Genomic DNA, 12,376 nt, shown 5'->3' with positions numbered 1-12,376 from the left:
GCCAATCTCTTCCCCGCAGCCTTTACATCAGCTTCGCGGACATGGCAGAAGCGCGAACCACTGCGCGGCACTGCTGCGTTCCGCGACGAGGAGTTAGTCTGTGAAGCCCGAAGAAATCCGCAAGCTGGACGCTTATTTCAAGAAGACGTTCCGCAATCCGAGCCTCCAGGTGAAGGCACGGCCCCGCAAGGACGATTCGTGCGAGCTCTACCTCGACGACGAGTTCCTCGGCATCATCTACAAGGATGACGACGACGGCGACCAGTCGTACAATTTCTCGATGGCGATCCTCGACGTCGACCTGGGCTGAGATGCCACTTGAAGATCGGGCCGGAACGGCCTGATCGAGATATTGCTTTCAGATCCAGCGCCTGACCCGCTTGGCATAGTCGCGGAAACGCTTGCCGAAGCGCACGTAGAGGTGCTTCTCCTCCCGCTCGATGGCGAGCTTCTGCGTCGCGAAGGCCGCGACCAGCGCCAGCGGCAGGAACCAGACGATGCCACTGATCAGGCCGATGCCCACGGTCAGCATCGTGTTGCCGAGATAGATCGGGTTGCGGGTGAATGAGAACGGACCGTCCGTCACGAGATGGTCCGACCGGCGGTGCGGCATGATCGTGGTGCGGTGCCTCGCCATCGTGCGCATGGCGGCGACATCGATCGCGATCGCTCCGGCGACCAGGAGCCAGCCGATCGCGAACAGGATGTCGGAGGTCGGAGGCGGCAGCCAGGGCAACGGCACCAGATAGCCGAGGATGATCGCGACCGCGATTGCTGCGCAATAGATCAGCGGCGGCCAGGGAATGCTGTTCGGGCGATCGCTCGTTTCGCTCATTGCTCGTCCTCCCCTTGAACCGAGCCTTCGGTCACCGCCGTGCACATCTCGGCCATGTCGCGCAGTCTGCCACGGAATTCGTCTGACGGCGTGCGCGAAAACGCCTGATCGAGCAGATTGTCGGCGCGAAGCCCGTCAAGCATGCAGGCGCAGTAGGCGACGCAGAAGGTTGCAGATCGGCTTTCGGCGCAGCTGCGCTCGCAGGCGGGACGGAATCGGGCGGCGTGGTCGATGATCGGCGGCATGACCTGCGAGAACAGCCAGACGCAGGAGATCAGTACCGGCTGGTGGATCAGGTAGAAGGCGAGGCTGTGCCGGCCGATGAAGCGCAGCGGCCGCGACCATGCGCCGGGGTTTACGGCGGCCAAACGTTCGAACAGGCCGGCGGCGGAGGCGAGTTTCGCCAATGCCAGGCCGATCAGCACCGCGCCGAACCATGGGAAGACGGGCACGAAGTCGCTCGATCGCGGCCGCGATTCCGACAGGCCGGTCCACCAGCCCCAGGCACCGTCGAGGAGCGTGGTCGAATAGAGATTCGGCACCGCGATCACCAGAACGGCGACGACGAGCGTCACGATCGCGGGAAGCCGGAGGAAGAGCAGGCCGGCGACGCTGGCGAAGGCGATCTGGTGCAGGATGCCGAAGAAGATGAAGAAATCCGGCGTTGCGAACCAGGTGGCGACCGTGATGGCGAGGGCGGAGGCGACGATCACGGCGAGACGGCGCCAGAAGCCCTGCCAGCGGATGCCCCTGGCGTGGGCGAGATAGAGGCTGACGCCGACGAGGACGAGGAAGGTGGAGGCAATGCCGCGGGCGAAGAGCTTCCAGCCGCCGACCGCCGTCATCCCCGGCTCGGTGTAGCCGAAGAATTCGAGATCCCAGGTGAAGTGGTAGATCGCCATCGCGACCAGCGCGACGCCGCGGGCGAGGTCGATCCATTCGATGCGGGAGCGGGGCGAAGCGAAACTCATGCGACCATGTGAGCCGAGGCGCGGCGAAGGGCAAGCCCCGCCGGGTCAGCGGCAGCCGTTCTCGCTCTCTACCTGGACGATGCGGTTGACGTTACCGCGCTCGTGGGAATTCAGGCGGACCGCGCGGGGATCGTCGACATAGCAGTCGGAATTGTCGAAATAGTCCTGGCCGCGGGCGGTGCGGAAGCACAAGCCGTTGTCGTGGTAGATCGCGTTGCGGACAAGCCAGAGATTCTCGCACGACAGATGCCGCAGGTCCGAGAGAGGAAACGTCTCTTCGTCGGTGCAGCCGGTTTCGCCGAGATCCTCGAAACAGGCCGCATGCGCCGCGCCCGCGAAGAGCGCTGCCAAAATCACCAGTACCGCGCGCATCGATGCCCCTCAAACGTCGCAGTTTCGCGAACGCTAACATCGCTGCCGGCTATCGTAAATCGCCGTACACGGAGGTTTCGCCAAGACGTGCGCGGACGTGTGAAGCCTTGACGGGCGGATCGCCGTAGTTTGTGGCAGATGACGCAGAGGCAAGAGGAGGAGCACGTGGCAGCGACCAGCGACGACAGGGGACCCCTACGGGGTGCGCTCGTCTACCGGCAGTCGGCATGGACCCGGCTGACCCACTGGCTGTGGGCGATCAGCCTGTTCTTCCTGCTTCTGACCGGCCTGCAGATCTTCAACGCGCATCCGACGCTCTATATCGGCGATCAGTCTGGCTTCTCGTTCGACAATGCCGTGCTGTCGATGCGCGCGGAGAATACGCCCGACGGCCCGGCCGGGTACACGACCATATTCGGCCACCGATTCGACACTACGGGTGTCTTCGGGTTGAGTGAGTGGAACGGACAGCTCTACCAGCGCGGCTTTCCCGAGTGGGCGACGATCCCTTCCTACGGCGATCTCGCGACCGGACGTGTCATCCATTTCTTCTTCGCCTGGCTTTTGGTCGGCACGTTGCTGGTGTGGCTGATCGCCAGCCTGGCCAACGGGCATTTCAGGCGCGACATCGTGCCGAACGGACGCGATATGCGCAATCTCGGCAGGGACATCGCCGACCACATACGCCTGCGCTTCCATCACATGCGCGACTACAGCGTGCTACAGAAACTCGCCTATGCGTCGGTGCTGGTGATCATGCTGCCGCTGATGATCCTGACCGGGCTGGGGATGTCGCCAGGCATGAACGCGGCGCTGCCCTGGCTTCCCGAATTGCTCGGCGGGCGGCAGACGGCGCGCACCATTCATTTCGCCGTCATGGTGCTGCTGGTCGGCTTCTTTGTCGTCCACATTCTGATGATCCTGGCCGCCGGGCCGCTGAACGAGATGCGCTCCATCGTCACCGGCTGGTACAGGACTGGCCCCGCGCCTGGCCACAGCGAAGGGGAGGAATGACCATGGCGCTGAGGCTTTCCCGTCGCGGCTTTCTCACCGGTGCAACGGCGGCCGGCTCGTCGCTGGCGCTGTCCGGCTGCGATGCCTTCGACAACCTCACTCGCAACGGCAGCAACGTGCGTTCGGTGCTCGAACAGGCGAACAGCCTGACTTACCGCGTGCAACGCATGCTTCTGTCCAGCGACGCGCTCGCCCAGGAGTTTTCAGAAAGCGAGATCCGCCAGCCGCAGCGGCCGAACGGCGTGACGCAGCCGGACGACGCGCTCTACCGCTCGATGGAAGAGGGCGGCTTCGCCGGCTACAGGCTGACGGTGAAGGGGCTGGTCGACAGGCCGCTCTCGCTTAGCCTCGCCGAGTTGCAGTCGATGCCGGCGCGCACGCAGATCACCCGGCACGACTGCGTCGAGGGATGGAGCTGCATCGCCAAATGGACGGGCGTGCCGCTGAGCCAAGTGCTTGATCAGGCGAGGCCGAAGGAGAATGCGCGGTTCGCGGTTTTCCAGTGCTTCGATACGATCGATCGCAGTCTGGCGGGCGACATCAAATACTACGAATCGATCGACCTGATCGACGCGCGGCACCCCCAGACGATCCTCGCCTACGGACTCAACGGGCAGGCGCTGCCGGTCGCCAACGGTGCGCCGCTGCGCCTGCGCGTCGAGCGGCAGCTCGGCTACAAGATGGCGAAATACGTCCATACGATCGAGCTGACGGATCGGCTGGACGGCTATGGCGACGGCAAAGGCGGCTACTGGGAGGACAACGGCTACGACTGGTTCGCCGGGATCTGACTACTGAACCTGTCTACAGCCCATTCTGGAGCTCTTATGAACAGGCTCAGGCCGTTTTCTTGCCGCGCGCGGTGACCGGCGGGCGGCAAGCGAGAACCTTGTCGATGCGGCGGCCGTCCAAGTCCATGACCTCGAATTTCCAGTTCTGGACGAGGACATGGTCGCCGACCGCGGGCAGGCGACCGAAGGATTCGATGAGGAAGCCGGCGACTGTGTCGTAGCCGCGGTTCTCGGGAATGACGAGGCCGAGCTCCTCGGCGAACTCATCGGCCTGCATCCAGCCGGCGACGAGGAGCGATCCGTCGTCGCGCTTGACGATGGCCGGCTCAGGCGCGCCTTCGTCGGTCGCGAAGCTGCCGACGATCGCCTCGAGGATGTCGGACGAGGTGACGACGCCCTGGAAGTGGCCGTATTCGTCGTGGACGAGACCCATGTGGACGGCCGACTTCTTCAGGACCTCGACCACGTCGAGCGCGTCCATCGTTTCTGGGATGATCGCAGCTTCGCGCACCAGCGCCCTGAGATCAGCAGTCTTGAGGCTGCGCCCCGCGTCGAGCACGTCCTTGACCCAGAGTATGCCGATCACCTCGTCGGGATTGCCTTCGTGCACGGGAAAGCGCGAATGCTGGCTTTCCTTCATCTTGGCGATGATTTCGCTGGGGCTGTCGGACAGGTCGATCTCGTCGACCTCGAAGCGCGGCGTCATCACCTGCCGCACCGGCCGGTCGCCGAGACGCATGACGCCGGCGATCATCTCGCGCTCGCCGGGTTCCAGCACACCCGCGCTTTCGGCCTCCGCCACGATCGTTCGGATTTCCTCGTCGGTGACACGCTGTTCGCTCTCGCTCGCCTGGCCGAGCAGCGTGAGCACGAGCTTGCCCGACTTGTCGAGCACCCAGACGACGGGAGCGGCGACGGTGGCGATGAACGACATCAGCGGCGCGACCGCCGAGGCGATGCGCTCGGGATTCTTGAGGGCGAGCTGCTTGGGGACGAGCTCGCCAACGATCAGCGACAGATAGGTGATTCCGGTCACGACCAGGCCGACGCCGGCGACATAGGCCCAGCGCGCGGGAACGCCCTGCGTGATCAGCCACTCACTCAGCCGGTCGCCGAGCGTTGCGCCGGAGATCGCGCCCGACAGGATGCCGACCAGCGTGATGCCGATCTGGACGGAGGAGAGGAATTTTCCGGGATCGGCAGCGAGCGTCAGCGCGCGTCTGGCGCCACTGACGCCACGGTCGGCCATTCCCTTGAGGCGGGCAGGGCGGGAGGAAACCACTGCCAGTTCGGACATCGCCAGCAACCCGTTCAGCAAGGTCAGAACGAGGACGAGCAGCAATTCGACGTAAAGCATGGGCTTCCCCTAGCACGGCAATGTCGGGAAACCCAATACCGCCGCAATCACGCCTTCGATATGTCAGCGGCCCGCATCTCGCCGCGCACCCATTGCTGGAAGCGGTGCACGTCATATTCTTCTGGCATGAGCACGCCCTCGCGGTGACGCCTGGAGCGCAGGCCGCGCTGGTTGATCTCGCAGATGGCGGCGTCCTGATCCAGCACCAGGCGGCCGAAGGCGACGATGCTATCGACGTCGATGTTTCCCGCAGCGAGCGGCTCGGCAGGGAAGAGCCATTCCGCGGTCAGCTCCGTTTCCTCGGGACCGACCGGCATCAGGCGGACGCTGCGGACATAGTCGACATGTCCGACGACGAACATCGACGGCAGGTGTGTTGCGTAGCTCTGCCCCGCCTCGCGTTCGGCCTCCGAGAGGCGGGGGAAGACCGGGCCGTGGGTCTTGCCGTCGATCGACCAGGTCTCGGCGCCCTGGCGCAGCCCACCGGAATATTCAGGCGAATGATCGTCGGCGTGTTTTTCCCAGTGCGGATCGTCGTGCCGGGCCATCAAGCCGCGGCCGTAGATCGGCACCAGGTTCGACAGTTCGGGATGGACGTTGGGGCAGTGCAGGCATTCGTTGAAGTTTTCCCAGAAGATCTTCCAGTTGCACTGCATGCGCTTGACGTAGCGATGGCCGACAGTGAGGTCCTCCAGCGGCCAGTTGGCGAGGCTGACCGTGCCGGCGTCGAAGGTCTCGGCGGCGGATCGCGCCGGTCGCTCGTCGAGGTTCACGAAGACGAAGCCGCGCCATTCTTCGACGGCGACCCGGTAGAGGCCATGATCCGCCTTGTCAAAGCCGGGCGGAAGCAATTTCGACGGCACGCCGATCAGCCGTCCGTCCGTGGCGTAGGACCACGAATGATAGGGACAGACGAGGAGCCTGCCCTTCAGCCTGCCCTCGTTTTCGGTGCACAGCGCGGAGCCGCGGTGGCGGCAGGTGTTGTGGAAGCCGCGCAGGACGCCGGCCTCGTCCCGCAGGAGGACGATCTCCTGCGTGCCGATGCGCACGGTGCGGAACGTTCGCGGTCCGTCGAGGTCGCTCGAGCGGCAGACATTGATCCAGTTGCGGCTCCAGATCGCGTCCATCTCGGCGCGGAACCGCTCGGGGTCGTGGTAGTCCGCGGAGGGAAGGGTCGGCTCCGCGCTGCGGAGCCCGTTGTAGGGATCGGCCGTCTGCTTCTGGATGAGCGTCATGGGCGCCTCGCCGGGGAACATGACCAGCGGACACCCGAACGGGCCATGCTGTCAATCGTCCCGCGAGTCTTGGATGCGCGGGGCCGTTTGAGTATAAGCCGTCGATCCCGCCTCCGGCGATCCGCCGGCCAAACTACCGGAGTGACATCCATGGACATGCGCCGCATCGGTCGCACCGATCTCGTCGTCTCGAAAATCTGCCTCGGCACCATGACCTGGGGCCAGCAGAACACCGAAGCCGAGGGGCATGCGCAGATGGACTACGCCTTCGAGCGGGGCGTGAATTTCCTCGACACGGCCGAACTCTACCCGATCCCGCCCAAGGCGGAGACGCAAGGGCGTACCGAGCGCTACATCGGCAACTGGATGAAGGCGCGCGGCAACCGCGACAAGGTGGTGCTGGCGAGCAAGGTCGTCGGCCGCACGACGAACGACTGGTTCCGCGGCGGCCGTCCGTCGAAGCTGGTACGCGAGGACATTATGCACGCGGTCGAAGGCTCGCTGCAGAAGCTGCAGACCGACTACATCGACCTCTACCAGATCCACTTCCCCGAGCGGCGGGTGCCGTGGGGCTCGAACCCGAACCGCGTCGGCAACTGGCCGGCGAAGCGCGACGCGGACGAGACGCCGATCGCCGAGACGATCGCCGTATTCGAAGAACTGGTGAAGGCAGGCAAGATCCGGCATCTTGGCCTGTCCAATGAAAGCTCGTGGGGCGTGATGCGCTTCATCTTCGAAAGCGAGAAGGGCAACGGGCCGCGGCCGGCCTCGCTGCAGAACGCCTACAATCTCGTCAACCGCACCTTCGAGGTGAACCTTACCGAAGTGTCCGACCGCGAGGAGGTGAGCCTGCTCGCCTATTCGCCGCTGGCGCAAGGTTATCTCACGGGCAAGTATGATCATGGCGCGCGGCCACAGGGCTCCCGCTCGCAGCTTTTCAACCGCGGCCAGCGCTACGAGACGCCGAACGCCGCCGAGGTGCAGCTCGAATACAATGAACTCGCGCGCTCCTTCGGCATGGAGCCGGCGCTGTTCGCCAACGCCTTCGTGTGCAGCCGGCCCTTCGTGATGTCGAACATCATCGGTGCGACATCGATCGCCCAGCTCGACATGGCGCTGTCGTCGGCCAGCGTCACATGGACGACGGAGATGCAGGAGGCGGTCGACGCGATCCACCAGCGCACGGGAAACCCATGCCCCTGAGGGGCGTTGCGAGCCATGGCCGAATCGCAAAGTCGCGCGAAAGTCAGCCTTTCAATCTGCACAATCGCGGTGACAATGGCGCGCGTCCGCACATGGCCCGGAAAGGGAGATTCGGTTTGAACACACGTCTGCTGATCACGACGCTCGCACTCTGCACTTCGCTCGCGGCGGGGCCAACGCTGGCGCAGGAGAACGGATCGATCCGTGACCTGTTCGGCAATATGCTGCGGGGCACGGAAAGCGCCCAGCCGGGCGTCGTCGACAAGCGGGTACCGTTCGGGCGTGAGGAGATGCAGCTTTCCTTCGCGCCGCTGGTCAAGCAGACCGCGCCCGCCGTCGTGAACGTCTATGCCTCGCAGGTGGTGCGGCAGAATTCGCCTTTCATGGGCGATCCGTTCTTCGAGCGCTTCTTCGGCGGCGGCGGGCTGCCGCCGCGCGAGCAGTCCTCGCTTGGCTCCGGCGTCATCGTCGACAAGTCGGGCATCGTCGTCACCAACTACCACGTGATCCGCGACGCGGACGAAGTGAAGGTGGCGCTGTCGGACGGGCGCGAGTTCGAGAGCACAGTAATCCTGAAGGATGAGCGTGTCGATCTCGCGGTGCTCAGGATTACGTCCGACCAGCCGTTCCCGACGATTCCGATCGGCGACAGCGACGCGCTCGAAGTCGGCGACCTGGTGCTGGCGATGGGCAATCCGTTCGGCGTTGGCCAGACGACGACGAGCGGTATCGTCTCGGCGCTGGCGCGCAACCGGGTCGGCATTTCCGACTTCGGCTTCTTCATCCAGACGGACGCGGCGATCAATCCCGGCAATTCGGGCGGGGCGCTGCTCGACATGTCGGGCCGGCTGATCGGCATCAACACCGCGATCTATTCGCGCGGCGGCGGCTCGAACGGCATTGGCTTCGCCATTCCGTCCAACATGGTGCGCGCTGTGGTCAACGCGGCCGAAAACGGCAGCGACGTGTTCGAGCGGCCCTATGTCGGCGCCGGCTTCGAGGCGGTTACGCCGCAGGTGGCCGAGGCGCTCGGCCTGCCGAGGCCTTCGGGCGCGCTGATCTCCTCCGTCGACGAGGACAGCCCTGCGAGCCGCGCCGGCCTCAAGCCCGGCGACGTGGTGCTGGCGATGAACGGCTCGGCGATCGAGCATGTCGACGCGCTGGGCTATCGGCTCGCCGTGCAGAACATCGATGCCGAGATTGCGCTGACAGTGCTGCGGCAGGGCAAGGAGACCGAGGTCAAGGTCAAGCTCGAGCGCGCGCCGGAGGGCAAGTCCAACCGCGAGATCACGATCGACGGCAACAGTCCGTTCGGCGGGGCGAAGGTGACTGACCTGTCGCCGCGCAGCGCGGACCGGCTCGGCCTGCCGACCAACCTGCGCGGCGTGGTGATCGTTGAGACGCCGCGCAACTCCACGGCGGAGCGCGTCGGGCTGCAGCCGCGCGACATCATCCGCGCCGTGAACGGCCGTCAGATCGACACGGCCGAGCAGATGCAGGTCGCCGCATCGCAGGAGACGCGACTGTGGCGCTTCACCATCGAGCGCGACGGCCGGCTGATGACCCAGGTGCTCAGGTACTGAATGGCCGATCTGTTCGACGATCCGACATCGAGACCGCCCGAGCCCGGTCGGCCGCTGGCCGACCGGCTGCGGCCGACGAAGCTCGACGAGGTGGTGGGGCAGGAGCACCTGACCGGCGAGGACGGCGTGCTGACGCGGATGATCCGCTCCGGCACGCTGGGCTCGATGATCTTCTGGGGTCCGCCGGGTACCGGCAAGACGACAGTGGCGCGTCTGCTCGCGGGCGAGACGAAGCTCGCCTTCGAGCAGATCTCGGCGGTGTTCTCCGGGGTGGCGGAACTGAAGAAGGTGTTCGACGCCGCGCGACTGAGGCGCGCGAACGGGCGACAGACGCTGCTGTTCGTCGACGAGATCCACCGCTTCAACCGGGCGCAGCAGGATTCCTTCCTGCCGGTGATGGAGGACGGCACGGTGGTGCTGGTCGGCGCGACGACGGAGAACCCGTCGTTCGAGCTCAACGCTGCTCTTCTCTCCCGCGCGCGGGTGCTGACGTTCCAGTCGCATTCCGCGGAAAGCATCGGCAAGCTGCTCATGAAGGCGGAAGCCGAGGAGGGAAAGGCGCTGCCGCTCGACGCCCAGGCGCGCGAGATGCTGGTGGGCATGGCGGACGGCGACGGCCGCGCGGCGCTGACGCTGGCCGAGGAAGTCTGGCGGGCGGCGAAGCCCGGCGAGGTGTTCGATTCCGCCGGGCTGCAGCGCATCGTCCAGCGCCGCGCGCCGATCTACGACAAGGGGCAGGACGGGCACTACAACCTGATCTCGGCTCTGCACAAATCGGTGCGCGGCTCTGACCCGGACGCTGCGCTCTACTATCTCTCGCGCATGTTCGACGCCGGCGAGGACCCGCTCTATCTGGGCCGGCGCCTGGTGCGCATGGCGGTGGAGGACATCGGACTTGCCGACCCGCAGGCGCTGCAGGTGGCGCTGGCCGCGAAGGACGCTTACGATTATCTCGGTTCGCCGGAGGGCGAACTCGCCTTCGCACAGGCCTGCGTCTATCTCGCCACCGCACCGAAATCGAACGCCGTCTACACGGCCTTCAAGGGCGCCACGGCGGCGGCGAAGCAGTACGGGTCGCTGCTGCCGCCCAAGCACATCCTCAACGCGCCGACCAAGCTGATGAAGGACGAGAGCTACGGCGCCGGCTATCGCTACGACCATGACGAACCGGACGCATTCTCGGGGCAGGACTATTTCCCGGAGAAGATGGGCCGGCAGACATTCTACGATCCGCCTGAGCGCGGCTTCGAGCGCGAGATCAGGAAGTGGCTGGAGTTCTGGGCGAAGCTGCGCGCGGAACGGAGAACCTGACGGTCAACCGATCCACTTCGCCAACAACGGGAACGTGGCCGGCGCGGCGATGAACAACACCGCCAGGACCTTCTTGAACGTGTCGTCGCCAAGGATGTCGATGAAGCCCATATTGGTGCGGGTCGACTCCGGGTCCTTTTCGAGAAGATAGGCGGCCGGCGGGATGAAGATGGCCGCAAGCAGCAGCGACAGACCGATTCCCCAATACATCTCGACCGAGTTCGACAGGCTGTCCAGGATCTTGCGTGTCGCGTCCGAGCCTGTCGCGGGAATGACCGCGAGAGAAAAATCTCCGAGACGGGCCACCAGGCCCATCGTCACGAGGAAGCACAACGTCGCGAGACCGAGAAGTCCCTGCAGGAGCGCCTTTCGGCGAGGTAAGGTCGCACGCAGCAGGTCGTCGTCGATCATGGCGGCCGACTTGACATCAGGATCGTAGGTGACGGCAAGCAGCGCCGCCGCGACCGATACTGCGGCCAGCACGCCGGCGAACAGTGAAAACCCGAACGAGGCCCCGGTGAGCAGATAACGAAGCGTAGGCTCAGCGATACCCTCAGCCGACAGGCGCGTCGTGGCGGCGGTGACCAGCGCTTGCGACCAAGGGTCGAGGCCAGCGAGGGCAGACAGTCCTGCGATGACCACCAACAGGCCGATGACAGCGAGCGCGGAGCGCCGCAATACGTAGAAGGGAGCTTTGGGATTCGGTTTTCCGGCGAGGTATCGAGTGATTGCCCATGCGATTGCAGCGACGAGCGCGAGTTGCGCCGCTAGGAGGGCAAGAATCTGATTGGCTTCGGCCTGAAGTGCCGCGCGCAGGCCGACCTGCTCAGTCCGCGCCGAGGTGGCGGCAGCGATAGCCGTCGCCTTGGCGCTCGAACTCTTGATGCAGCGGACCGATTCGGCAGAGGTTCCGTCACAATCGATCTTTGCCTTCGCCTCCGCTCGCTTCACCGCCTCGTCAAGGCGCAACACGCGTTCGCGGGTGGTCTCCGCCTTCGCCATCACTTCGGTCACGAGTGCTTCCGTCGGATAGTGCAAGCCAATGTAGAGAATTGCTGCAAGAATGGCGGGAAAGCAGATGAATAAGAGCGGCTGACTGCGCATATCGCACCCCCAATGCAGGCATGTATCAAGAGTATGCAATTTTAGCGCGAAATGGAAGATGCCGATGCGCGAAATAGGAGCATCTCGGTTCCGGCCAGGATCAACTCGAGGTCGCGATTTGTGCGGGACAGATGCGTCCTCGAGCAGTCTGCTCAGCGGGAGATTGACCTTGCGCCGTGTCCATCTGAAAACACCTGCATGAAACATCTCCTCCTCGTCGCAGCCGGCGGCGCGATCGGGTCGTCGCTGCGGCATCTCGTCAACGTGGCGTCGTTGCGCTGGTTCGGCGCCGGCTTTCCGTGGGGCACGCTGTTGGTCAATCTTGCCGGCTGCTTCGCCATGGGCGTGCTGATCGAGCTGATCGCGCGGAAGTTCGGTGCGACACAGGACGTGCGCCTGTTCGTCGCGACCGGCGTCCTCGGCGGTTTCACCACCTTCTCGGCCTTTTCGCTGGACGCGGCCGTGCTATGGGAGCGCGGGGCGCATTCGCTCGCCGCACTTTATGTCGGCGTGACGCTGGCCGGGACGCTCGCCGCTATCTTCGCCGGATTGTGGCTCGCAAGAAGCCTTGCCTGATGCTATTGCGCCGCCTCTGAAGGA

At 64.9% G+C, this 12,376-nt stretch carries 13 protein-coding genes; 7 read left to right on the top strand and 6 right to left on the bottom strand.

The window, feature by feature from the left end; genetic code table 11:
* Window positions 1-100: 100 nt before the first annotated feature.
* On the top strand, window positions 101-310 hold the full coding sequence (locus B9Z03_RS19110) for a DUF3126 family protein (protein ID WP_085465657.1): 210 nt from the start codon (window positions 101-103) through the stop codon (window positions 308-310).
* A gap of 48 nt (window positions 311-358) precedes the next feature.
* Here B9Z03_RS19110 and B9Z03_RS19105 read toward each other — a convergent pair whose 3' ends face one another.
* From B9Z03_RS19105 to B9Z03_RS19095, 3 genes are read right to left on the bottom strand one after another with little or no spacing between them, the layout of a single operon-like run.
* Entirely contained in the window at window positions 359-835 is a 477-nt protein-coding gene (locus B9Z03_RS19105) for a methyltransferase family protein (RefSeq protein WP_085465656.1), read from the bottom strand.
* Window positions 832-1,806 (bottom strand): acetyltransferase domain-containing protein, encoded by a 975-nt coding sequence (locus B9Z03_RS19100; protein WP_085465655.1) that lies wholly within the window; start codon window positions 1,804-1,806, stop codon window positions 832-834. The genes B9Z03_RS19105 and B9Z03_RS19100 overlap by 4 nt, the downstream gene beginning before the upstream one ends.
* A 45-nt stretch (window positions 1,807-1,851) precedes the next feature.
* Window positions 1,852-2,178: a YARHG domain-containing protein gene (locus tag B9Z03_RS19095; protein WP_085465654.1), complete on the bottom strand. Its 327-nt coding sequence runs from the start codon at window positions 2,176-2,178 to the stop codon at window positions 1,852-1,854.
* A gap of 138 nt (window positions 2,179-2,316) precedes the next feature.
* Here B9Z03_RS19095 and B9Z03_RS19090 point away from each other — a divergent pair, with 138 nt between their 5' ends.
* Window positions 2,317-3,192: a cytochrome b/b6 domain-containing protein gene (locus tag B9Z03_RS19090; RefSeq protein ID WP_085465653.1), complete on the top strand. Its 876-nt coding sequence runs from the start codon at window positions 2,317-2,319 to the stop codon at window positions 3,190-3,192.
* A 2-nt stretch (window positions 3,193-3,194) separates the two neighbouring features.
* Window positions 3,195-3,983 carry a molybdopterin-binding protein gene (locus B9Z03_RS19085; RefSeq protein WP_085465652.1) on the top strand — a complete coding sequence of 263 codons (789 nt, stop codon included), beginning with the start codon at window positions 3,195-3,197 and terminating at the stop codon, window positions 3,981-3,983.
* Between the two features lie 46 nt (window positions 3,984-4,029).
* Here B9Z03_RS19085 and B9Z03_RS19080 read toward each other — a convergent pair whose 3' ends face one another.
* Window positions 4,030-5,340, bottom strand: a complete 1,311-nt coding sequence (locus B9Z03_RS19080; protein ID WP_085465651.1) for a hemolysin family protein — start codon at window positions 5,338-5,340, stop codon at window positions 4,030-4,032.
* Window positions 5,341-5,387: 47 nt separating this feature from the next.
* On the bottom strand, window positions 5,388-6,575 hold the full coding sequence (locus tag B9Z03_RS19075) for an aromatic ring-hydroxylating oxygenase subunit alpha (RefSeq protein WP_085467757.1): 1,188 nt from the start codon (window positions 6,573-6,575) through the stop codon (window positions 5,388-5,390).
* 150 nt (window positions 6,576-6,725) lie between these two features.
* Between B9Z03_RS19075 and B9Z03_RS19070 the strand changes: the two genes are divergently transcribed.
* The 3 genes from B9Z03_RS19070 to B9Z03_RS19060 all read left to right on the top strand — a co-directional run bounded on the left by B9Z03_RS19070 (window position 6,726) and on the right by B9Z03_RS19060 (window position 10,672).
* Window positions 6,726-7,778: an aldo/keto reductase gene (locus B9Z03_RS19070; protein ID WP_085465650.1), complete on the top strand. Its 1,053-nt coding sequence runs from the start codon at window positions 6,726-6,728 to the stop codon at window positions 7,776-7,778.
* Window positions 7,779-7,870: 92 nt separating this feature from the next.
* Complete coding sequence (locus tag B9Z03_RS19065) at window positions 7,871-9,361, top strand: DegQ family serine endoprotease (RefSeq protein WP_085467756.1); 1,491 nt, start codon at window positions 7,871-7,873, stop codon at window positions 9,359-9,361.
* On the top strand, window positions 9,362-10,672 hold the full coding sequence (locus B9Z03_RS19060) for a replication-associated recombination protein A (RefSeq protein WP_085465649.1): 1,311 nt from the start codon (window positions 9,362-9,364) through the stop codon (window positions 10,670-10,672). It abuts the gene before it with no gap.
* A gap of 3 nt (window positions 10,673-10,675) precedes the next feature.
* Here the strand turns inward: B9Z03_RS19060 and B9Z03_RS19055 are convergent, their stop codons facing one another.
* Window positions 10,676-11,776 (bottom strand): hypothetical protein, encoded by a 1,101-nt coding sequence (locus B9Z03_RS19055; protein ID WP_139832329.1) that lies wholly within the window; start codon window positions 11,774-11,776, stop codon window positions 10,676-10,678.
* Between the two features lie 198 nt (window positions 11,777-11,974).
* On the opposite strand from B9Z03_RS19055, the gene crcB reads away from it, so the two are divergent.
* Window positions 11,975-12,352, top strand: a complete 378-nt coding sequence (gene crcB, locus B9Z03_RS19050; RefSeq protein ID WP_085465647.1) for a fluoride efflux transporter CrcB — start codon at window positions 11,975-11,977, stop codon at window positions 12,350-12,352.
* The last annotated feature ends 24 nt before the right edge of the window (window positions 12,353-12,376 follow it).

It is taken from the genome of Mesorhizobium australicum, from assembly GCF_900177325.1.
In the GTDB taxonomy this organism is placed as follows: Bacteria; Pseudomonadota; Alphaproteobacteria; order Rhizobiales; family Rhizobiaceae; genus Mesorhizobium_A; species Mesorhizobium_A australicum_A.
Note: the sequence above shows the minus strand (reverse complement) of the source record. Positions and strands in the feature narration are given on the sequence as shown.